General features: G+C 63.1%; 19 protein-coding genes and 1 tRNA gene. 3 read left to right on the top strand and 17 right to left on the bottom strand.

The annotated features are described in order from the left end of the window. Window positions 1–36: 36 nt before the first annotated feature. Window positions 37–1,893 carry an ATP-binding protein gene (locus tag ACQ5SA_RS07915; RefSeq protein WP_499313866.1) on the bottom strand — a complete coding sequence of 619 codons (1,857 nt, stop codon included), beginning with the start codon at window positions 1,891–1,893 and terminating at the stop codon, window positions 37–39. A gap of 133 nt (window positions 1,894–2,026) precedes the next feature. Beyond that, a complete protein-coding gene (gene radA, locus ACQ5SA_RS07910; RefSeq protein WP_089239626.1) occupies window positions 2,027–3,403 on the bottom strand; it encodes a DNA repair protein RadA in 1,377 nt (458 codons plus the stop codon). Between the two features lie 148 nt (window positions 3,404–3,551). Between radA and ACQ5SA_RS07905 the strand changes: the two genes are divergently transcribed. After that, window positions 3,552–5,609, top strand: coding sequence for a putative bifunctional diguanylate cyclase/phosphodiesterase (locus tag ACQ5SA_RS07905; protein ID WP_499313864.1), 2,058 nt, complete (start codon window positions 3,552–3,554; stop codon window positions 5,607–5,609). A 127-nt stretch (window positions 5,610–5,736) separates the two neighbouring features. Here ACQ5SA_RS07905 and cyoD read toward each other — a convergent pair whose 3' ends face one another. The 4 genes from cyoD to cyoA are packed head-to-tail and all read right to left on the bottom strand — an operon-like array spanning window position 5,737 to window position 9,753. Beyond that, complete coding sequence (gene cyoD / locus ACQ5SA_RS07900; protein ID WP_025873831.1) at window positions 5,737–6,078, bottom strand: cytochrome o ubiquinol oxidase subunit IV; 342 nt, start codon at window positions 6,076–6,078, stop codon at window positions 5,737–5,739. Then, entirely contained in the window at window positions 6,078–6,716 is a 639-nt protein-coding gene (cyoC, locus tag ACQ5SA_RS07895) for a cytochrome o ubiquinol oxidase subunit III (protein WP_099821051.1), read from the bottom strand. The genes cyoD and cyoC overlap by 1 nt, the downstream gene beginning before the upstream one ends. Beyond that, entirely contained in the window at window positions 6,713–8,710 is a 1,998-nt protein-coding gene (cyoB, locus tag ACQ5SA_RS07890; protein WP_230110514.1) for a cytochrome o ubiquinol oxidase subunit I, read from the bottom strand. Before cyoB ends, cyoC begins: the two co-directional genes overlap by 4 nt. A 2-nt stretch (window positions 8,711–8,712) precedes the next feature. After that, window positions 8,713–9,753 carry a ubiquinol oxidase subunit II gene (cyoA, locus tag ACQ5SA_RS07885; protein WP_499313861.1) on the bottom strand — a complete coding sequence of 347 codons (1,041 nt, stop codon included), beginning with the start codon at window positions 9,751–9,753 and terminating at the stop codon, window positions 8,713–8,715. A 338-nt stretch (window positions 9,754–10,091) separates the two neighbouring features. Here cyoA and ACQ5SA_RS07880 point away from each other — a divergent pair, with 338 nt between their 5' ends. Beyond that, window positions 10,092–10,520, top strand: coding sequence for a VOC family protein (locus ACQ5SA_RS07880; RefSeq protein ID WP_499313859.1), 429 nt, complete (start codon window positions 10,092–10,094; stop codon window positions 10,518–10,520). A gap of 35 nt (window positions 10,521–10,555) precedes the next feature. Here ACQ5SA_RS07880 and ACQ5SA_RS07875 read toward each other — a convergent pair whose 3' ends face one another. The 10 genes from ACQ5SA_RS07875 to ACQ5SA_RS07830 all read right to left on the bottom strand — a co-directional run bounded on the left by ACQ5SA_RS07875 (window position 10,556) and on the right by ACQ5SA_RS07830 (window position 18,940). Beyond that, window positions 10,556–12,571 carry an energy transducer TonB family protein gene (locus ACQ5SA_RS07875; RefSeq protein ID WP_499313858.1) on the bottom strand — a complete coding sequence of 672 codons (2,016 nt, stop codon included), beginning with the start codon at window positions 12,569–12,571 and terminating at the stop codon, window positions 10,556–10,558. Continuing rightward, on the bottom strand, window positions 12,568–13,953 hold the full coding sequence (locus tag ACQ5SA_RS07870) for a hypothetical protein (protein WP_499313857.1): 1,386 nt from the start codon (window positions 13,951–13,953) through the stop codon (window positions 12,568–12,570). Before ACQ5SA_RS07870 ends, ACQ5SA_RS07875 begins: the two co-directional genes overlap by 4 nt. A 4-nt stretch (window positions 13,954–13,957) precedes the next feature. Then, window positions 13,958–14,713: a PP2C family serine/threonine-protein phosphatase gene (locus ACQ5SA_RS07865; protein WP_353098628.1), complete on the bottom strand. Its 756-nt coding sequence runs from the start codon at window positions 14,711–14,713 to the stop codon at window positions 13,958–13,960. Window positions 14,714–14,715: 2 nt separating this feature from the next. Next, complete coding sequence (locus tag ACQ5SA_RS07860) at window positions 14,716–15,396, bottom strand: vWA domain-containing protein (protein ID WP_180163983.1); 681 nt, start codon at window positions 15,394–15,396, stop codon at window positions 14,716–14,718. 363 nt (window positions 15,397–15,759) lie between these two features. Further along, complete coding sequence (locus ACQ5SA_RS07855; protein WP_353098629.1) at window positions 15,760–15,996, bottom strand: hypothetical protein; 237 nt, start codon at window positions 15,994–15,996, stop codon at window positions 15,760–15,762. A gap of 148 nt (window positions 15,997–16,144) precedes the next feature. Beyond that, complete coding sequence (locus ACQ5SA_RS07850; protein ID WP_353098630.1) at window positions 16,145–16,402, bottom strand: hypothetical protein; 258 nt, start codon at window positions 16,400–16,402, stop codon at window positions 16,145–16,147. 110 nt (window positions 16,403–16,512) lie between these two features. After that, window positions 16,513–16,929: a hypothetical protein gene (locus ACQ5SA_RS07845; protein ID WP_353098631.1), complete on the bottom strand. Its 417-nt coding sequence runs from the start codon at window positions 16,927–16,929 to the stop codon at window positions 16,513–16,515. A 270-nt stretch (window positions 16,930–17,199) separates the two neighbouring features. Further along, window positions 17,200–17,571, bottom strand: coding sequence for a DUF7668 domain-containing protein (locus tag ACQ5SA_RS07840; RefSeq protein WP_353098632.1), 372 nt, complete (start codon window positions 17,569–17,571; stop codon window positions 17,200–17,202). A gap of 2 nt (window positions 17,572–17,573) precedes the next feature. Beyond that, window positions 17,574–18,161 (bottom strand): HNH endonuclease, encoded by a 588-nt coding sequence (locus ACQ5SA_RS07835; RefSeq protein ID WP_499314011.1) that lies wholly within the window; start codon window positions 18,159–18,161, stop codon window positions 17,574–17,576. A 248-nt stretch (window positions 18,162–18,409) separates the two neighbouring features. Further along, on the bottom strand, window positions 18,410–18,940 hold the full coding sequence (locus tag ACQ5SA_RS07830; RefSeq protein ID WP_499313853.1) for a hypothetical protein: 531 nt from the start codon (window positions 18,938–18,940) through the stop codon (window positions 18,410–18,412). Between the two features lie 449 nt (window positions 18,941–19,389). On the opposite strand from ACQ5SA_RS07830, the gene ACQ5SA_RS07825 reads away from it, so the two are divergent. Further along, window positions 19,390–19,782 carry a hypothetical protein gene (locus tag ACQ5SA_RS07825; RefSeq protein ID WP_353098634.1) on the top strand — a complete coding sequence of 131 codons (393 nt, stop codon included), beginning with the start codon at window positions 19,390–19,392 and terminating at the stop codon, window positions 19,780–19,782. 706 nt (window positions 19,783–20,488) lie between these two features. On the opposite strand, the gene ACQ5SA_RS07820 is transcribed toward ACQ5SA_RS07825, so the two are convergent. Then, window positions 20,489–20,564, bottom strand: a tRNA-Thr gene (locus ACQ5SA_RS07820). Window positions 20,565–20,640 lie beyond the last annotated feature (76 nt).

Raw genomic sequence — 20,640 nt, 5'->3', positions numbered from 1 at the left:
CCTGTCTAGCGAAGGCTGGATGAGAGGGGGCGGTGCTCAGCGCAGCAGCTGCTGCAAGGCACCGGCAATATCAGTGAATGCACCATTGAGATCGGGACCCGGCGTCGCCGCACTCCGCTGCAACGGCCGGCCCTGCGCGGACACGATGATCTTCAACGAGCGCAGCAGGCGCGCGGCCGACGCGGCCTGCGGGTGGCCATCGCGCTGGGCCTGCAGCAATGCCTGCACCGCTGGATTGTCCAGGTTGAGGTAAAGCCGCGACGGCGCACGCGCCTCGATGCGCGCGGTGAACTGGCGCGCCAGCCGCAATGCAGCCATCGATACGCGCTTGTCGTTCTCGTCGTCTTCCAGGCGCTGCTTCAGTTCGGCTTCGCGGTCGGGCACCACCACCACCGGCAGCGCCTCGGGGCTGAACCGCGCCGGCAGCAGCTGTTCGCCATCGCCCAGATGTTCGCGAAGCCAGGCCAACTGCGTATCGTCAAGGCTGTCGTCGGTGCGGAACAGTGCGCGATTGCCCTGCTCGGTACCGAGTTCGACCAGCCGCAGGCCTTTGGCCTGGGCCCAACGGCGCAGGAATGGCACCACGGCATAGCGATGGCCATGCGCGACCGGCACACCCATCGCACGGAACAGCATTTCCTCGAAGCCGCCACCGTTGTCGAGGATCACATGCACGGCGCCGCGCGCCGGCAATGCGCTGGCCGGCAGGTCACCCTGCGAGGTCGGCACGCGCACGTGTTCCAGCAGCAGGTCGAACAGGCGCTCATCGCACAGCGCCGCGCCCAGCAGGGCCTCGTTGTGGCGGCTGAGCACGCGTCGCCAGGCTTCGGGCTGCTGCCGCGCAACGTCGGCCAGGCCATCGATCAGCGCTTCCAGCAGGGCGTGCTGTACGGCGCGATAGTGGTCATCGCGCTGCAGGTCCTCGCGGCTGGCGGTCGGGGTCAGCTTCGACGATTCGATCACCCCGCCGATGAAGCCAGCCCACGGCGGCAGCAGGTCGCGCGCATCGTCGTCCAGCAGCATGCCGCGCACGAACACCGACAGGTTGCGGTTGTCGCTGGTGCCATAGGTGGCACCGTCCTGCACCCAGAGCATGCCGACGGCATCACTGCTGCCATCGGACTGCAGCGGCATCGTCACGATGGGCTCGAAATCGTGTTCGAAGCGGGCAGCGAACTGCTGCGCCTGGCGGCGTGCCTGCACCGGATGCAGCACGACGTCACCCTGCCCGCGCCACGGCGGCGGTTCGGGATTGATCGCGGCGGTCGCCGCACCGATGAAGATCGGCTCGGACAGCAGAGCGCAGTAGCGGCCCAGCACCTCGTGCAGGCGCGCTTCGTTGGCCAGCGGCAGGAAGTCCGGATGCAGCTCCAGCTCGACCTCGGTACCGATCGCGCGCGCCGGCACTTCGCTGACGGTGTACTGCTCGGCATTGCTGGACACGTACAGGTGGCCCAGCTCGGGTGACTGGTAGGAGGTGGTACGCACGCTGACACGGCGCGCCAGCACGAAGGCCGACAGGAAGCCCAGACCGAACATGCCGATCAGGCCTTCATTGTCCTCGCCGTCCTGGCGCAGGCCGCGGGTGTAACCGACACCGACCGTGGCCAGGTAATCGTGGATTTCCTGCCGGGTCAGGCCGGCACCGGTATCGGTGATGCGCAGCACGCCTGCGGCAACATCGACCTGCACGTCGATGCGCGACACACTCTGGATGCCGGGCTGCTCGATACGGCGACGGATGATCGAGTCGTGCGCGTTCTGCACCAGCTCACGCAGCGCCACCATCGGAGTGGAATACAGGTGCTTGCCCAGCACCGTCATCAGTCCATTGAGATCGACCCCGGCGCGGCGGATTTCGGCGGCGGGGGTGCTGAACATCGGGTCCTGCATGTAATCGATTACTCCTTGCCACGGAAAGGCGCCAGGGGGCGCCTTCGTCGAGCCGGGAAAACTAGCACAGGCAGGCTGAGCGCTGCTGTGCCGTCGGCCGAATCTGCGGGTCCGCGCACGGACCCGGCCCCGGTCACGCCGCGTCGATGGCCTCGGACAGGCGTTCGACCGCGATCACCTCCATCCCCTTCACCGAGCCACCCTTGGGGGCATTGGCCTTGGGCACGATGGCGCGCTTGAAGCCATGGGTCGCCGCCTCGCGCAGGCGGTCCTCGCCGTTGGGTACCGGCCGGATCTCACCGGACAGGCCGACTTCACCGAACGCGATGGTCTTCTCGGCCAGCGGACGGTCCTGCAGCGAGGACAGCACCGCCAGCAGCACCGGCAGGTCGGCGGCGGTCTCCTGCACGCGGATGCCACCGACGACGTTCACGAACACGTCCTGGTCGCCGACCATTACGCCGCCATGCCGATGCAGCACCGCCAGCAGCATGGCCAGGCGGTTCTGTTCCAGGCCCACCGCCACGCGGCGCGGATTGGACAGCGGCGAGGCGTCGACCAGCGCCTGCACTTCCACCAGCAGCGGCCGGGTGCCCTCGCGGGTGACCATCACGCAGCTGCCCGGCTGATGCGTGCTGGCACCGGACAGGAAGATCGCCGACGGGTTGGAGACTTCCTTCAGGCCCTTGTCGCCCATCGCGAACACGCCCAGCTCGTTGACCGCACCAAAGCGGTTCTTGAACGCGCGCAGCAGGCGGAAGCGGCTGCCGCTCTCGCCTTCGAAATACAGAACGGCATCGACCATGTGTTCCAGCACGCGCGGGCCGGCGATGCCGCCCTCCTTGGTTACATGGCCGACCAGGAACACCGCGGTTCCGGTTTCCTTGGCGAAGCGCACCAGCCGTGCCGCGCTCTCGCGCACCTGGCTGACCGAACCAGGCGCAGCGGTCAGCGTCTCGGTCCACAGCGTCTGCACCGAATCGGCCACGATCAGCCGCGGCCCACTCTTGGTGGCGTGCTGCAGGATGGATTCAACACCGGTCTCGGCCAGCGCGTTGACGCCCTCCAGCGGCAGCTCCAGCCGGTGCGCACGACCGGCGACCTGGGCCAGTGATTCTTCACCGGTGACGTAGAGCACCGGCAGCACCGCGGCCATCTTGGCCACGGCCTGCAGCAGCAGGGTGGATTTGCCGATGCCCGGGTCGCCGCCGACCAGCACCACCGCGCCTTCGACCAGGCCGCCACCGAGCACGCGGTCGAATTCACCGATGCCGGTGCTGACCCGGTTGTGCTCGGTCTGCGCGACATCCTTCAATGCGGTGATCTTCGGCGGGTCGATCTTGCCTGCCCAGCCAGCACGGCGCGAGGCGGGCGCCTTGGCCGCCGCCGCGCTCTCAAGGACGATTTCCGACAGCGCGTTCCAGGCATTGCACTCGGTGCACTGGCCTTGCCACTTGCTGTATTCGGCGCCGCATTCATTGCAGACATACGCGGTGCGGGCTTTGGCCATCGGAGATTTCCTGCAGGGGCAACGAGCGTGGCAGGATAGCCGAGCCGGGTCGCAGCTGCTGCGACCACTCAAGTCCCACCCGTTGGTGCCGATAGCGGTGGCGGGCGTGCGCCTTGCGGGCGCCCTTCCCTCCCCCTCTGGATTCAACATGACTGGTAGTTACAGTCAGAGCCTGGTCGCCATCTCGTTGCTGGTGGCCATCCTGGCATCGTATACCGCGCTGGACATGGCCGGCCGCCTGGCCACGGCCGAGGGCCGGGTCGCGCGCTGGTGGCTGGCTGGCGGTGCCGCGGCGATGGGCCTGGGCATCTGGTCCATGCATTTCATCGCGATGCTGGCGTTCAAGCTGCCGATTCCAGTCGGTTTCGACCTGGCGATCACCCTGTACTCGCTGGCCGTATCAATCGGCGCGTCGGCCTATGCGCTGTGGCTGGTGTCGCGGCCCAGCCTGCCGCTGCAGCGGTTGGCCGCAGGTGCGGTGCTGATGGGACTGGGTATCGCGGCCATGCACTACCTGGGTATGGCCGCACTGCGGATGGAGCCCGGCATCGATTACCACCCCGGCTGGTTTGCCGCATCGATCGCGGTGGCCATCGGTGCCGCGGGTGCAGCGCTGTGGATTGCCTTCCGGCTGCGCGTAGAGCAACGCAACACGGTGCGCCTGCGGGTACTGGCGTCGCTGGTGATGGGCCTGGCCATCGTCGGCATGCACTACACCGGCATGGCCGCCGCGCGTTTCCCGGCAGGCAGCGTCTGCGGCGCGGTCGGCAGCGGCGGCATCGATCCCCGCTGGCTGGCAGTGCTGGTGATCGTGACGACTCTGGCAACGCTGGGCATCGCCCTGGTTGCCTCGTTGTTCGACCGCCAGATGCGCGTGCGCACCGGTCTTCTGGCCGATTCCCTGGCACACGCCAATGACAAGCTGATCCAGGCGGCACTGCACGATCCGCTGACCCAGCTGCCGAACCGCATGCTGCTGCAGGATCGGATCGAGCAGGCCATCGAGAAGGCGCAACGCCGCCAGCAGTCGGTGGCGGTGATGTTCTGCGACCTGGACGGCTTCAAGGCCGTCAACGATGCCTATGGCCACCAGCTGGGTGATCGTCTGCTGGTCGCGGTGGCCCAGCGCATCGGGGCGCAGCTGCGGCCGCAGGACACCCTCGCCCGCCTCGGTGGCGACGAGTTCGTGATCGTGCTGGCCATCGATGCGCCTGACGATGCGGCGGTGGTCGCCGAGCGGGTGATCGCGGCGGCCAGCGAACCTTTCGTGCTGGATGCGGCGGAACTGCAGGTCACCGCCAGCCTGGGCATTGCCCTGTATCCGGACGATGCCGGCGACGAACGCGAGTTGATGGCACATGCCGATGCGGCGATGTACCACACCAAGGAAACCGGCCGGAACGGCTACACCTTCTTCATTCCTTCGATGCAGCTCAGTGCCAACCGCCAGCTGCGCCTGCTGCAGGACCTGCGCAAGGCGATCGCGCGCAATGAACTGCTGCTGCACTACCAGCCGAAATTCCCGGCAGCCGATGCAGCCGCCACCGGCGCCGAGGCGCTGCTGCGCTGGCAGCATCCGGAGCTGGGCCTGCTGGCACCGGACGTGTTCATTCCCATCGCCGAACGCAGCGGTCTGATCCTGCCGATCGGCGACTGGGTGCTGGACCAGGCGTGCGCGCAGCTGCGGGCCTGGCATGACGGCGGACACAGTGAATGGACGATGGCGGTGAACCTGTCGCCGCTGCAGTTCGCCTCGCCGGCCCTGCTGGACAGCGTGCGGTCGGTGCTGGAACGGCATCGCATCGACCCCGCGCGGCTGACCCTGGAGATCACCGAAACCACGGCGATGAAGGATGTCGAAGCCAGCCTGGCGATCCTCAACGATCTGACCGCGATGGGCGTACACATCGCCATCGACGACTTCGGCACCGGTTATTCCAGCCTGCTGTACCTCAAGCGCATGCCGGCCACCGAGCTGAAGATTGATCGGGCGTTCGTGCATGACCTCGAACGCAATGACGAGGATGCGGCCATCGTGTCCTCGATCATCGCACTGGGCCGCACCCTGCAGCTGCAGGTGGTGGCCGAGGGCGTGGAGACCCAGGCGCAGCGGGATTACCTGAGTGAGCTGGGCTGCGACCAGCTGCAGGGCTATCACCTTGGACGGCCGATGGACGCCGAGGAGTTCCTGCGCAAGGTGGGTTGAGAGGCAACCGCATCCACGCATGGCGTGGATCTACTGGCTGCCGGCCAGCGGCCGGCACTACCGGACAACGGAAAAACAAAAAGGCCGCCCTGGGGCGGCCTTTCTGCGTGGCAACGTCGCGAAGACGTCAGTGCATCATGTGCACGTTCATGTTGTGCATGACCCACAAGGTACCGACCACGATGATGCCGATCACCACCACGGTGAAGGCCGCAGCGTTGACGTTCCAGCGGCTCTCCGACGAGCGGTCCAGGTGCAGGAAGAACACCAGGTGGACCAGCATCTGCAGCACCGCGGTGATGGCGATCACCACACCGTTGACGGTGCGCGAGAAATCACCCGACATCACCATGTAGAACGGGATGACGGTCAGCACCACCGCCAGCACGAAGCCGATCAGGTACGACTTCACGGTGCCGTGGCTTTCGCCACCGGCGGCGTGGTCGTGTGCATGGTTGTCATGTGCCATTACAGCGCTCCATTGAGGTAGACGACGGAGAACACGCCGATCCAGATCAGGTCCAGGAAGTGCCAGAACAGGCTCAGGCACGCCATGCGGGTCTTGTTGGTCGGGGTCAGGCCGTACTTCTTCAGCTGCACGAACATCACCAGCAGCCACAGCAGGCCGGCGCTGACGTGCAGGCCGTGGGTACCGACCAGGGCGAAGAACGCCGACAGGAAGGCACTGCGGTCCGGACCATAGCCCTGATGGATCAGGTGCTGGAACTCATAGACTTCCATGCACATGAAGCCGAAGCCCAGCAGCCAGGTGATGCCCAGCCACAGGAACATCTGACCAACCTGCTTGCGGTGCATGGCGATCATGCCCAGGCCGAAGGTCAGCGACGAGGTCAGCAGCAGCGCGGTTTCCCACGCCACGAACGGCAGCTCGAACAGGTCCTTCGCGCCGGGGCCACCATCGGTGCCACCGGCCAGCACCACGTAGGTGGCAAACAGCGAGGCGAAGATGAGGCAGTCGCTCATCAGGTACACCCAGAAACCGAAGACGGTGTTGCCGCCGGTGTCGTGGTGCTCGTGGTCGTCATGGCCATGGGCCGCCGCGTGTGCGGCGTGCCCGTGGTTCACGGTCGAGGTATTGGTGCTCATGCCTTCAGCTCCGACTTCACCAGGCCCTGGGCTTCCAGGTGCTTGCGGTGTTCGTTCTCGATGCGTTCCACCTCGGCAGCCGGGACCCAGTAGTCCACGTCCTGGTCGAAGGTGCGGTAGATGAACGTGGCGATCATGCCGACGAAGCCGATGATGGCCAGCCACCAGATGTGCCAGATCATCGCAAAGCCGAACACCATGCTGAAGGCGCCGATGACAACGCCGGTGCCGGTGTTGCGCGGCATGTGGATGTCGGTGTACTTGGCTGGCTTCGGCCAGGCTTCACCACGCTGCTTGCGCTCCCAGAAATCGTCCAGCTCGGTGACTTCCGGCAAGGTGCCGAAGTTGTAGAAAGCCGGCGGCGAAGAGGTTTCCCACTCCAGCGTACGGGCATCCCACGGGTCGCCGGTGAGGTCGGCAGTCTTCTTGCGGTCGCGGATCGACACGGCCACCTGGATGATCTGGCACAGGATGCCGGCACCCACGATGAAGGCGCCCACAGCGGCAACCAGCAGGAACGGCTCGTAGGCCGGGTTGACGGTGCTCTGCAGACGACGGGTCATGCCCATGAAGCCCAGCACGTACATCGGCATGAAGGTCACATAGAAGCCGATGAACCAGCACCAGAACGCGCACTTGCCCCAGAACTCGTTGAGGCGGAAGCCGAACATCTTCGGCCACCAGTAGGTGATGCCGGCGAACATGCCGAACACCACGCCGCCGATGATGACGTTGTGGAAGTGGGCGATCAGGAACAGGCTGTTGTGCAGCACGAAGTCGATGGCCGGGATCGCCAGCATCACGCCGGTCATGCCGCCGATGGTGAAGGTGACCATGAAGCCGATGGTCCACAGCACGGGCGTGGTGAACTGCACGCGACCGCGGAACATGGTGAACAGCCAGTTGAAGATCTTCACGCCGGTGGGGATGGAGATGATCATCGTCGTGATGCCGAAGAAGGCATTGACGTTGGCACCCGAGCCCATGGTGAAGAAGTGGTGCAGCCACACGATGAACGACAGCACGCCGATGCAGGCGGTGGCGTAGACCATGCCCTTGTAGCCGAACAGGGCCTTGCGCGAGAAGGTCGCGATGACCTCGGAGAACACGCCGAAGGCCGGCAGCACCAGGATATAGACTTCCGGGTGACCCCAGATCCAGATCAGGTTGATGTACAGCATGGCGTTGCCGCCACCGTCATTGGTGAAGAAGTGCGTACCCAGGTAACGGTCCAGGGTCAGCAGCACCAGGGTGATGGTCAGCACCGGGAAGGCGGCGACGATCAGCACGTTGGTCACCAGAGCGGTCCAGGTGAAGACCGGCATCTGCATGAGCTTCATGCTCGGGGTGCGCATCTTGAGGATGGTGATGAAGAAGTTGATACCACTCAACGTGGTACCCAGACCCGCCACCTGTAGTCCCCATATGTAGTAGTCCATACCTACATTGTTGCTGTACTCGATGCCCGACAATGGCGGGAAGGCCAGCCAGCCGGTGGCGGCGAATTCACCGATCCACAGCGACAGCATGATCAGCACCGCACCGGACACGAACAGCCAGAAGCTGAGCGAGTTGACGAACGGGAACGCGACGTCGCGCGCACCGATCTGCAGCGGCACGGCCAGGTTCATCAGGCCGGTGATCAGCGGCATCGCCACGAAGAAGATCATGATCACGCCGTGGGCGGTGAAGATCTGGTCGTAGTGGTGCGGCGGCAGGTAACCCTCGGACCCGCCGACGGCGATGGCCTGCTGGGTACGCATCATGATCGCGTCGGAGAAACCGCGCAGCAGCATGACGAAGGCGACGATGATGTACATCACGCCGATCTTCTTGTGATCCACCGAGGTGAACCACTCCTTCCACAGATAGCCCCACAGCTTGAACTTGGTGATCAGGGCGACGACGCCCAGGCCACCAAGGATCGCGCCGATCAACGTCGTCAGCACAATCGGATCGTGGGGGATCGACTCAAGAGAGAGTTTTCCCAACATGTTCATTCTCCCGAACCCGCGTGGCCGGCATGGCCTGCGTGTTCGTGTTCGGTGGCATCCAGGTTCTCACCGGATTCCTTGGAATCGTGGGCCTCGCTCGGGGCATGGCCCTCGTGCGCTTCATGGCTGGCAGCGTCGGCAGCAGCGGCACCGGCGTGGGAATGCTTCATGCCGTAGTGCTTGTTGTCGCCCATGTGCTTGGCCAGAACCCAATCGAACAGGTTCTCTTCAACCTTGCCGAAGTAGGTGACCGGGTACCACTCGGAATTCTTCGCTTCGCCCAGCGCCTTGAACGAGGCCTTGTCCAGGGTCTGCTCGCCGGCACGGACCTGCTCCAGCCACTGGCGGTACTGCGCATCGGTGACCGAGTAGGCAGTGAAATGCATCTTGGCGAAGCCTGCACCGCTGTAGTGCGAGGACATGCCCGGGAATTCACCCAGTTCGTTGGCGATCAGGTGGAGCTTGGTCTCCATCGCCGCCATCGAATAGATCATGCTGCCCAGGTGCGGGATGAAGAACGCATTCATCACCGTATCGGAGGTGATCTCGAAGTTCAGCGGGGTGTTGACCGGGAACTTGATCTCGTTGACGACCGCGATCTTCTCTTCCGGATAGATGAACAGCCACTTCCAGTCCAGCGAGATCGCCTGGATGGTGACCGGCTTGACGTCCGATTCCAGGGGCTTGTACGGATCCAGCGCGTGCGAGGACCGCCAGGTCAGCACTGCCAGGACCAGCACGATCATGCAGGGGATCGACCACACCACCACCTCGATCGCCGTCGAGTGGGACCACTTCGGCTCGTAACGGGCCTTGGTGTTGGAGGCGCGATACTTCCACGCGAAGGTCAGGGTCATGATGATGACCGGGATGACGACCAGCAGCATGAGCACGGTGGCCGTGATCAGCAGTGTCTTTTCATCCTGGCCGATCTGGCCCTTCGGACTGAGGATGGCCACGGCATCGCAGCCGGTGAGCATCACCAGCAATGCGAGCAGCAAGCCCGGGCGCAACCAGCGCCCAAGGGTTTTCAACGGAATCATCGGTCGATCCAATTGCGAGGGAATGCCGTTCCCCGTCCTGCCCGCACCGGCCAAAGCCGGGCCCACCCGTCCAGAAGACAGGCAGGTAAGGTGGGGTCGAGTCAGCCTTTCAATTTTAGGCCGTCACCCACCATTTAAGAAAGGCATTGACAATGATCAGGCGCAGGAAAGGCCCGGATCTGGCTGCGACACGTTGTCGCACCACGCCATTGTGGCGGGCAGAACGTGCGGGGACGGCAGCGTAGCATCCACCATGGCGATGACGAGGCCCCTCGTTCGGCAAAGTCGACTGAACAGGTTCAGCAAGTCTTGAGCTCCCTTTCTTCGAGGAACCCGGCATGGACAGACCCTTCAGCGTTGAACGCATCGACCACGTGGTGCTGCGGGTGCGCGAGCTGACCCGCAGCGAAGCCTTCTATGGCCAGGTGCTGGGGTGCGCTGTGGTGCGGCGGCGCGAACACCTGGGCCTGGTGCACCTGCGCGCGGGTGCGTCGATGATCGATCTGATCAGTCTGGACGGCACGCTCGGTCGCCACGGCGGTAGCTGGCCGGGCAGCGAAGGCCGCAACGTCGACCACCTGTGCCTGCGCGTCGAGCCCTTCGACGAAACCGCACTGGTCGCCCACCTTGCTGCACACGGCGTGCCGGTGCTGGGGCCGGCCGAGGTCAACTTCGGCGCCGAGGGCGATGGCTTGTCGTTGTACTTCAAGGATCCGGACGGCAACACGGTGGAACTGAAGGGGCCTGCGAACGAAGCCAGTCGATGAAGCGAGCACTGCCTCCGACCCGTGCCATGCCCCCGCTATCCGCCCTGGAACCGCACCGGCACACGCAGGATGATCTGCTTGACCGTGGTCACCGGCCGTGTGGGAGTGACGTGCCATTTCAGCGCAGCCTCACGGGCGGCGCGATCCAGCGCTGGGTGCCCGCTGCTGCGGTCCACGCTCACATCGAGCACGCGGCCCTCGGCTGACAGAGTGATCAGCAGCTCGACGCTGCCCTCCGGCGCCGTCTCCCCGTCACCACGCGGATAACGCGGCGGCTGCCGGCGCGCCATCGCCGCCAGCTGCGCGCCGAGCGCCTGTTCGGGATTCAACTGCGGCGGCGGCGGGCTCACGGCCATCGGTGATGGTGCGTCCACGGTCACCGGCGGTGGTGCGGCAGCCACGGGCGCTTTGAACACGACCGTTACCTGCCTGCGCTCGCCGCCCGTGAGCACCTTCGACGCGCTGTGCCAGGTGCGCGCGCCCTGGCGCGCGGCCTCATCCAGCACGGCACTGCCACTGCTGCTTTCAATCAGCACCGAGGTGACCACGCCGCTCTGCCAGACATCCACCTGCAGGGTCACCGTGCTGTCGGCCTGCACAGGCGCGCGCAGCGGGATGCCGTGGCGCAGGTCCTTGAACCCGGCGGCGGGCAGGTCGACCAGCACCTGCCCATACTCGGCAGGTGGCGACGGCGGCGGCAGCAGTGGCGACGTACGCAGCGCCAGGCCCTTGCGATCAACCAGCATCCCCGCTGGCGGCATCGCGCGTTGCGCCTGCCTGGCGATGTCCGCTTTCGAAGTTGCCGGCGGTGAAGGCTCCGAGACCACCGGGCCCGCCGGGTCTGCAGCGGTGCCGGTGGCGTCCGGAGCCTCGCCTTTGCCTGCCTTTGCCTGCCGATCATCATCGCCCAGCAGCAGCGTCGCGCGCGCCTTCAGGATCTCCATGCGGTCTTCGGAGGCGCTGGCCAGCAGCGTCGAGAGCATGAACACGTCGCTGCCAAGCAGCAGTGTATTGACGTCGAACCGGGCCGGATCAGCCGAGGCGGTCTTGTCGCTGCGGTCGATCAGCCCGGCGATCACCAGCGCGCCCAGCGCGAGCTCTTCGTCCGTGTCGACCATCGTCGACGCGTAGGCATTCCACAGGCGCTCCTCCAGCGGTGCATAGGCGAACAACACCTCCTGCGTACCGTGGACGCGCCACAGGCGCTCTTCCAGTGCCGCGTCGCCCTCACGGTCGAATGTCTTGCGCGGCGACCAACGTGAGCGGATCGCCAGCTCTTGCAGATCCGTCGCCAGCAGGCGCATTGCAACCGACGTACTCGACGGCGAGAGTTTCCACATCTGCTGCAGCAGCTCGATCTGCTTCAGTTCCACCTCACGCGCTTCCTCGGCGGTAAGCCGCTCCACCATCGCGCCCGCGTCGCTGGCCAGCCCTCCCGTCCTTTGCGTGCGACGGCCGGAACGGGCAGCAAGGGTCTCGATGGTCTCGTTGTACGCCGCGCGCAGGCGCTCGTACTCCGTGCGGTCTTCGCGCAGCGCCGGGCCATTGCGCGCCCACAGATCCAGCTCCTGCATCAGCGCCTGCGTCCGCTGCAGATCGCCGCGGGCAGCGGCACGCGCTGTTTCGTGCACCTTGTTGAGCATTTCCCGCTCGAAATGCCCGCGCGAATACCAGCGCGGAACCGTCGTGCGATCTTCGCCGACCACGACCGAGCGCGCTCCTTGCATGCTCCCCGCTCCCGCAGCCCCACCATCGGAAATGCCGGTGACAACAAAGATGACGAACGACAGGAAGCCGAACATCACCGACGCGATCAGATAGTCCACGGCCCGGTCCTGCACCGCCACTCGCAGGAACGACAGCACCGATACCGCACCGCCGATCAGCAGCGCTGCACGCAGTGCCGCTCTGCCATCGCTCAACGCGCCGCTCGACAGCAGCCGTCCGAGCCAGCCGATCGAGCCGTAGACCAGCACGCCGAGGTCGCCCCAGAACGGCGCCATCCCGAGCAGGGCCAGCAGCAGCACGGCCAGTACACCCAGCAGCTTCATGGGCGCTTGCTCATGATCAGCATCGGCACGAACAGGATGAACAGCAGGATCGCGATCACCAGCATGGCCATCTGCACGGCCAGCCCCACGCCATCCCAGATGCCTGGATCCACCAGCGCGCTGTAGCGGCGATAGGCCGGCATGCCCCAGCCCATCACCCAGCCCAGCAGCAACGTGCCGATCACCGCCATCGTCACCCGCGACATCACCCCGGGAACACCGCTTGCCGCCGACGCCTGTACGGCCACCGGCTGCGCCTGGTTACCGCGAGCGGCAGTGCGTGCGCGCTGCTTGCGGGCCTTGGCCGGCTTCTGCCGCGAGCGGGTCTGCGACGCGCGTGCGCTGCCGGCCAGCAGTTCGGCGCGTGCGCAGGCGGCACACGGCATGCCGACAAAATGCTGATGGGCCGCATCCTTGCCACACGTCACCAGTTGCCCGGCGTTGCGCCGCGCGTAGTCCAGCAGCAGCGTGGCCCATTCCTGCGCCGAAGGCCGCCGCCGCGCCTGCGTCGAGAACGCACGATCAAACATGTCGCGCAGTGCCGGCGGGAACATCTCATGCCCACTGACCGGCGAGGGCAACATCCGCGGATGCGGTTTGCCGCGCGCATACGGGTACAGGTTGGCGGCGATGCGCGCCGGCAGGTCGCTGGGCACCGTCGCCCCCTGCGGCCGGCCCGCATACGGATGCAGTCCGGAATTGAGCAGCTGGAACACCATCACCGCCAGCGCGAAGCGATCCTGCGCCTCCTCCTGGCCCGGCTTCACCCCCGGCTGCTGGAACTCGGACGCCAGATAATCGGTGGTGACCTGCCCGGCCGGGAAGCGCTCGCCCTTGCCTTGGATGCTGAAACCATCGCAATCAAGCATCGCGATGAACAAGGTGCTGCGATAGAACCGCACGTTCAGCGGCTTGAGGTCGACCACATAGTGCTGCCGCCGGTGCAGCGCAGCCAGCATCACCGCCAGGTTGGCGGCCAGCGTCATCTTTGCGCCCAGGCCGGTGGGCAGGCCCTCGGCACGCGCCTGCCTCTCCTGCAGCACATGTTCCAGATCGCTGGTGCCCGACAGATCCAGGATCGGCATGGTGAAACCGATGAAACGCCCGCTGCGGTCCCGCAGCAGAGTCAGCGGCCAGGCAATCTGCACCTGGTCGGCGCCCTGCCCATCCATCGGCGGCAGGTCCGGCTGCAGCTCCAGCATCGCCTGCAGCTTGCGCTCGTAGACGCGCGCGTCCTTGTCCGAATGGTAGAGCTTGGCCACTTCGCGCGGCCGCTCCTTGAGGGTGAACACACTGCCCGCACCGCCACTCTTGAGCAGCCGCTCCAGGGTCAGCGGTCTGCGCTGCGCGTCGTAGACCTTTTCGCCGCTGCGCCCGGGCATGTGCTCAGGCCGGCAACGCGACCAGCAACGTCTTGTCGTCGCCAGTAATCTGATCGGTGCGCGGGTCAGCCAGCGTGGCATGCAACGCCTGGCTGCCGTGGGTCTCGTCCACGCCGGCCAGATAACGGATCACCGGTGCGATGAACGGTTGGAACAAGCTGTCGCCCGCGCGCGACATCGCAAACGGCTGCACGCCATCGGACATCAGCACCAGCGCGTCGATGGCCCCTTCGAAGCGGGTCAGCCGCAGCTGCTCGCGCCAGTTGCCTCCGGTCACGAACCACGTTTCGTTGGCGTACTCGCCGTTGGCAGGCAGTGACACGGCATCGGGCGACTCATTGCTGAACGCACAAGCGGCCACGCCGTCGCCGACATGGAAGAACCAGCCGCCATCACGCGTGGCGACCGCCCCAACCAGCGTGCAGGCATGGTCGGAGAGCTTCAGGCCCTGGCTCAGCGCAAGCATCGCCAGCTGACCGCGCGCATCGTCGACGGCGGTTTCGATGATGGTGCGCAACGCTTCCACCGGCAGTGCCAGTGGATCGGCGCCGAGCTGGGCAGATCCGGTAACCGACGCCGCCACGCTGCTGGACACATGCCGGGCGCCCACATCGCTGTGCGACGCGGAGCCTGCACCGTCGCAGACCACCGCGACCAATGTCTGCCCCACCTGCACCGACGCATAGGCGTCCTGGCAGGGCTGCCCGCGGTCCAGATGGGACCGTCCCGTGGCCGATGCGGCCATCACGCGCCAGGCCATGGTCAGACCGGCACTTGCGACCAGCTGTCGGTGGCCGGCAGTTGCACCTGGCCACCGGGCGTCGAATTGGAGACCACCCGCATGCTCGCGCTCAGCCACAGGAACAGCTCCTTGAACTGCAGGCCCTGCAGGCGCTTCACGCCGCGCTCGCCATTACGGCTGAACTGACCCAGCACGCTCATGTCAGCATTGCCGACGGCGATCGGGAACACCGCCACCTTGTTCTGCTGCTCGGCATCGCGACACTGCTCCGCCACCGCTTCCCAGGCATCGGTGGGCTGGCCATCGGACATCAGGAACAGCCACGGCCGGGTGTAGGCAACACCGGCCTGGCGGAAGCGCGCCTTCTCGTCTTCGATTTCCTGCAGCGCCAGTTCCACCGCCGCACCGGTCGGCGTGGTGCCGTTGGCCGACAGCGTGGGCGCAGCGAAATCCATCGCGTCGCACCAGTCACCACTGATGGCGGCGTTGTCCATGCCACCGTATTCAACCAGCAGCACACGCACGCGCTTGGCCGCGATCACATCGGCCTTCAGCTCCTGCTCCAACAGCTTGAGGCCCGCATTCAACTGCTCGATGGGGCCGCCGCTCATGCTGCCGGAGCAGTCCAGCACCAGGATCAGCGGCGTGCGCTGCTCACTGTTGTCGACCAGCGAAACATCGGGAATTGCGGCAATGGACATGATGGGAAGCCTCCGTGCGGGTGAACCGGTGCAGGTGATCTGCGCGGCCGATTATAGGGGGAGCTGGAGGTCCAGGGGACGAGGTCTCACGGGGAGCCGTGCCGGCCAGACAAAAAGCTCCGACTGACTTCACGCGACCGGTAGCGATCCAACAGCCCAGGGTCCAAATCGCCAGCAGACCCAAGAAGTCCTGTTCCCACGATTCCGGCCAGAAGGAAGAGCGTTGCTTTCACCGTCCACCAAAAACGCCCTCCTTGGGCAGGATCCGGTGGGAAGTTGACTGGCCTGTCATTTGTGCCTGGCTCTTGCTTCCCCCGATCAGGCAGGGAGCATCTCCCAAACTAACCAACAACGGGCACCCATTTATGCCCCCTTCTCCCAAGGACCACCAACGATCTTTCCCCGCCATATTCCTTCTATTCCAGGCGCAACAACGATGATCTTAGCGGTGAGATCACCGTCTGATCCTGTCACGGGCATCCCTTCTTCGAGAACCATATGCTCTCTTCCCAGATCCTCCAGCGTCCCCGTTAGGTTGAGCCTCAGGAAACCATCAAAATCTATATTGTTGAAGTCGACAAATATTCTGAGCTCAGACATCTATGGCCTCTGCAAGCTTTCAACGGCCGGAACCGGATTGGATACTGCAGGGGAAAACAATCGACTGACTGCTTCCGGCTCAAGCCCCACAACTGTGGCGTGTATCGAACCTACGACCAGTTGCCTACGACTCCAAATCAACGATTGCCTAGCGGCTGGACGCATCAGTCTGATCAGCGATAGCGCCGACGAAATCGATGATCTCTTCGATCTCGACGCCTCGTTGATTAGGCTCATCGTCAGATCCCAAACCGGTCTCCGAAAACTCTTGCACCAATGCATCGATCAGCGACTCGCGGTCCTGTTTGACAAGGTGCTTGATGCTCTCTTCAGGCAAGTGAAAGCTGTGCTTCGCTGCGATTTCAGCCAACAGAGAATACAGACGGGACGAGATAGACCGATTCATTTCACTTCACCTTCAGGCCTCTCAACCCATCGCTGCGTCTTGGAGACGGTGATTCGCCGAATGAACCGCGGCAGCAGATATCTGGCGTCCAAGATCAGTGCATCACGTCGTCAGCAGGCCAGGATGAAAAAGACTGGATCGCCGCGTTGAGCAAAAATTTCGGCGAAGATCAGCGGATCACTCCTAGAAAGGTCATATGGGCAGAAAACGTCCGCACAATATCCATCCCGATGCTCCACGGATACTTTGACCGCATCGAATCCGACATCGTCACTTTGCGGCAACCATACGCTGGAAGCTAAACCGTACGCGATCGCGCCATCCTCCCGTTCCTGAAGTGCCGACTCAAGCAACCTCATCCGATCTGCGGCGCCTCCACCATCAATCTGGACGCCCGATTGCACCATATCTCCAGTGGAAGCCAAGCAAACTCCAAACGGGTGAAACTCTCCATGTTCGACAAGCATCTTTCTGGCGAACTGCAGCATGTCTTCGAGTATTCTCGCGACCTCTTCTTTAGGCGTCATCTTTTAGGTCCTAGGTCATCTCGTCGAACAATTGTCGACTGCCGCTCCACCGTAGAGCTTACCTTAGTATTCGTCCCCGTTACGACGACATGCTCTTGCCCAGTCGTCTGAGCCCGTTGCGCTCTGACGTGCGATGAATCAGACAGTCGCTTTGTATCCTTAATTTCACCGACCTACCGAGAATTCTTGGCATAGCCCCGCCCCATGCAGCCGCCAATTCAGTCACCACTTAATTTGAAAACCGATGAAATTCGAACAGACCTACGGCTTCTACGGCACGTATACCAAAACCACCTCGTATCGATATCCATCACCAACTTCGTACACGTGAGCCTGAAGCACTAGATCACTCCTTCCCTCCTCTTCTGTGTAAAGATCAACCAGAACATTCCAAAAATCTCCATACCAGATGCAGACGGAAGAGTTCCAGGACTCATCTGGCAGCCTTTTCAAGTGTGCGCCATACGCGCGAATGCTCTCTAGCGCGCTTGCCCACACATCTGGGGCCTGAAGGGTTACCTGCGGTAGCGATGGTTCGCCCCCTTGAATCAGAGCATCGACGATGGCTGCGAGCGTGGGCCGCCAAGCTTGCGGCACCGCAATCTCGTTCTCACCATCTTTAGCTATGGTCGTCTCATTCATTGCTAATCTCTCCCGTGCAATTGCTTGTGGCAGTCCAAACAGACCTCGGCATGATTGGAGGATGTTGTAGGACCACCGTCGGCGTGTCGCTCGACATGATGCCCGGCGGAATTGCTCCGATCAATTGACGTCCCGCAGCCCGTCGCGCACTTTCCACCTTGTTCAGCTCGCTTGGATTCTCGTGCGGAATCAGTGAACAACCGCTGTGGGTCTCGTCGTGCTACTGGAACTGCCCCCGGCCCCGTGGGTGGCTTTGGAAGATCTCCAACCATCTTGCCCGCGTCGCCGAGCTTTTCAGCTGTGCGCGCACCGTCAACAGCCTTCTCAAGTCCCCTGGCGGCCTTGATTGCCGTACCCGCGCCTCCGGGAACAAAGGGCACTGCAGCTGCCGTCGCATCAATCGCCACACCGATTGAGTCGACAATACCCGCCCCCACATTACCTTGGCTAAAGTTCGAGTAGGCACTCGTCGCGCCCATCGCAATGTTCGCAACGTCCCATACGGTCTCGACAATGCGTCCATCAGGATCTTTGAACTTGTACGGATTTACATTTGCATACCGGTACCGATTGGATGCCTCGCGACTGATTGAACAGCTACGGGATGCTCATGACTGCCAGCCATGGGCTGGCACTACTGAAGCAGCCGGCCAGCGGCCGGCACTACCAACGGCCGTGCCCACCAAACAAAAATCCCCGACCAAGGCCGGGGCTTTTCATTACAACTTGTGCCGAAAATAGGAATTGAACCTACGACCTACGCATTGCCGATCGCCAGCGACTGTCAAGAAGTTGGCTCGAATGAGGAGATTTTCCTGGAAGAACAAAACGATCTTGCTCATTCAATCGCGACGAAAAAGTACTCCCCTGCAGGAAACTGCCAAAAAGCTGGAGCGACTTCTCCCGGCATGGTCAAGAGAAGCGCTCCCGGCACGTCCAACGCCACGGCCGAGAGGGTCCGGCCATCGGCGAAATGGAAACGAATTCCGGAGTCAACGATCAGTCCGCCGCCTTGCCAACGCACGATCTCGGCCCGGACAACATCGAGATCTTCCGGCAACTCCAGATTGTCCAATTCGCATGTCGATTCAATAGCACCTCTCGACAGAACTTCGACGTTTATCGTCCCGAATTCATCCCATCCCTGAGCAACGGTACTGGAAGATGTCAATTCAAGGGACATATCCGGATCAAAATCCAGGATGACCTGCCAAGCCGACCTCGCCGCCTGCATCTTGGGAATCCTGCATGCAAGAAGCCGACGTCCTCGGAGCCCAGCAGCCAATGTACCCAGCTCCGCACCCTGCAGTTGCAGCCGTAAATAGCGTACCCCATCGGAGAGTTGTTCAATCGTAGTGCAGGGTTTCATGTGGCTTATCACCATTTGCAGGGATGTCGATGCTTTTGCCGCCGGGGCTATTTGTCTAGCGACAAAAACGCCATTCTCTCCAATCTGTGCCCCGGCAGGAGCACTGCCTGCCTTGGCGGACTCGGCAACGTGTTTCGAGATCAATCAGGATGGCGAGCCGTTCATGCTGGTGGACAACTCGGCAGACAGATTGCTGGCAATCGCATTCGTTAAGTAGTGCAGCTTTGTTTCCGAGTGGCCTCGGCCTCAGGGGCAAGGCCACTCCTCGTCCGGCTGCATCTTCTGATTGAGCTGCCTTGCGCGCCGGTCGGCGTAGGCGAGCTCCGGTGGAGAGGGCCAGGGATACCGCAGCGCCTTGTCGGCCTCATCGGGTGAACGGGCGGCAAGAATATTCTGGTCGCAGGAGGCAGCGTCTCCACCGCAGACATAGTGCTGCTGCAGCGCTATGGATGGCGGATCGTCCAGCCCCTTCCCAAAGCATGGCGCTGCACCAAATTCGTGCACTTGGGGGCATTCGCTGTTTGTCGCGCTGGCCGTGGGCGTTGGTCGCTGGTGGCGATACATCTGGCTTGCAGGTGGTGAGGCTGGTTGCAAGGACAGGACTACCGACACCGTCTCTTTATGATCTCAACCAAAGAAAAAATGCCAAATATCAATATATATCCAGCCCAGATCTTCAACTACGAACTCAATGGGTGGGGTCTATCGGCCTGCAAAGAGATGTAGTAAAGCACCCCCATCAGCAAAACACCGCCCAACTGCGCGCCAAGAAAACCTCGAAGAACCTGATTCACTTCTTCTCCTCGACTTTTAATTTTGCGCTCCCGGCAGCCCTCCTCTAGTCAAGGGTTGCAACGCCATCAACCATCAGCCCGGGCTTTCGCAACAGACCGCTCCGCAGTCGATTGCACCTCGCGGATGTAAGCCTCGAGCCCTACGCACCGCGACCTCTGAATCAGACCCTCGAGCTGCCTATCATAATCTTCAGCAGAAGCGCAATTGATGAGAGCCACCGGGACAGCATGAAAAATACTTGCAATTCTCGATGCAACATCCATCGATTCCGCGGCCCTTATCTCAATCAGTGCCAGACCAAGCATATGAAGGACAACATCCCTCTTCCCCCTCGCATCAAATTCACCAGTCATTTTACAGATCTCCATTTGGCGCCGAACTTTTGAATACGATCTTCAAGTCGCCTGAAGCGGGTCGACACACCGCCTGCAGCCCCCCCTACCCTGCGCATCCTTCAGTCCCTTAAAGAGCCTTGAAGCGCGGCTCGGCATTCGTAACGCAGGGGGGATTTTGTCGGAATCCAACTCCAAGGCTGAGGCCGAAGGGGCCATTTTGAGTTGGACAAGACGCTTGACTATAAGCACCAGCGAAGCCGAGGGCGGTGCCTCGCGAGGGATTGAACGGCTACGGGATGCTCATGACTGCCAGCCATGGGCTGGCACTACTGAAGCAGCCGGCCAGCGGCCGGCACTACTAACGGCCGTGCCGGCCAAACAAAAAGCCCCGACCAAGGCCGGGGCTTTTCATTACAACTGGTGCCGGAAATAGGAATCGAACCTACGACCTACGCATTACGAATGCGCCGCTCTACCAACTGAGCTATTCCGGCTGAGCAGGCAATTTTACGGTCGCCCTACCCCTGCGGTCAATGCGGTCGTGACGATTGCCGTCAAACGCCCACCCAC

The sequence above is a fragment of the Stenotrophomonas indicatrix genome (assembly GCF_050573115.1).
Lineage (GTDB): Bacteria > Pseudomonadota > Gammaproteobacteria > Xanthomonadales > Xanthomonadaceae > Stenotrophomonas > Stenotrophomonas lactitubi_A.
This window is presented reverse-complemented; position numbering and strand designations above follow the sequence as displayed.

What these genes read in the sequence shown, in the direction of transcription:
- ACQ5SA_RS07915 (WP_499313866.1), bottom strand. Translation starts at nt 1,893, where the DNA reads ATGCAGGACCCGATGTTCAGCACCCCCGCCGCCGAAATCCGCCGCGCC.
- radA (WP_089239626.1), bottom strand. Translation starts at nt 3,403, where the DNA reads ATGGCCAAAGCCCGCACCGCGTATGTCTGCAATGAATGCGGCGCCGAA.
- ACQ5SA_RS07905 (WP_499313864.1), top strand. Translation starts at nt 3,552, where the DNA reads ATGACTGGTAGTTACAGTCAGAGCCTGGTCGCCATCTCGTTGCTGGTG.
- cyoD (WP_025873831.1), bottom strand. Translation starts at nt 6,078, where the DNA reads ATGGCACATGACAACCATGCACACGACCACGCCGCCGGTGGCGAAAGC.
- cyoC (WP_099821051.1), bottom strand. Translation starts at nt 6,716, where the DNA reads ATGAGCACCAATACCTCGACCGTGAACCACGGGCACGCCGCACACGCG.
- cyoB (WP_230110514.1), bottom strand. Translation starts at nt 8,710, where the DNA reads ATGTTGGGAAAACTCTCTCTTGAGTCGATCCCCCACGATCCGATTGTG.
- cyoA (WP_499313861.1), bottom strand. Translation starts at nt 9,753, where the DNA reads ATGATTCCGTTGAAAACCCTTGGGCGCTGGTTGCGCCCGGGCTTGCTG.
- ACQ5SA_RS07880 (WP_499313859.1), top strand. Translation starts at nt 10,092, where the DNA reads ATGGACAGACCCTTCAGCGTTGAACGCATCGACCACGTGGTGCTGCGG.
- ACQ5SA_RS07875 (WP_499313858.1), bottom strand. Translation starts at nt 12,571, where the DNA reads ATGAAGCTGCTGGGTGTACTGGCCGTGCTGCTGCTGGCCCTGCTCGGG.
- ACQ5SA_RS07870 (WP_499313857.1), bottom strand. Translation starts at nt 13,953, where the DNA reads ATGCCCGGGCGCAGCGGCGAAAAGGTCTACGACGCGCAGCGCAGACCG.
- ACQ5SA_RS07865 (WP_353098628.1), bottom strand. Translation starts at nt 14,713, where the DNA reads ATGGCCTGGCGCGTGATGGCCGCATCGGCCACGGGACGGTCCCATCTG.
- ACQ5SA_RS07860 (WP_180163983.1), bottom strand. Translation starts at nt 15,396, where the DNA reads ATGTCCATTGCCGCAATTCCCGATGTTTCGCTGGTCGACAACAGTGAG.
- ACQ5SA_RS07855 (WP_353098629.1), bottom strand. Translation starts at nt 15,996, where the DNA reads ATGTCTGAGCTCAGAATATTTGTCGACTTCAACAATATAGATTTTGAT.
- ACQ5SA_RS07850 (WP_353098630.1), bottom strand. Translation starts at nt 16,402, where the DNA reads ATGAATCGGTCTATCTCGTCCCGTCTGTATTCTCTGTTGGCTGAAATC.
- ACQ5SA_RS07845 (WP_353098631.1), bottom strand. Translation starts at nt 16,929, where the DNA reads ATGACGCCTAAAGAAGAGGTCGCGAGAATACTCGAAGACATGCTGCAG.
- ACQ5SA_RS07840 (WP_353098632.1), bottom strand. Translation starts at nt 17,571, where the DNA reads ATGAATGAGACGACCATAGCTAAAGATGGTGAGAACGAGATTGCGGTG.
- ACQ5SA_RS07830 (WP_499313853.1), bottom strand. Translation starts at nt 18,940, where the DNA reads ATGAAACCCTGCACTACGATTGAACAACTCTCCGATGGGGTACGCTAT.
- ACQ5SA_RS07825 (WP_353098634.1), top strand. Translation starts at nt 19,390, where the DNA reads ATGGCGGATCGTCCAGCCCCTTCCCAAAGCATGGCGCTGCACCAAATT.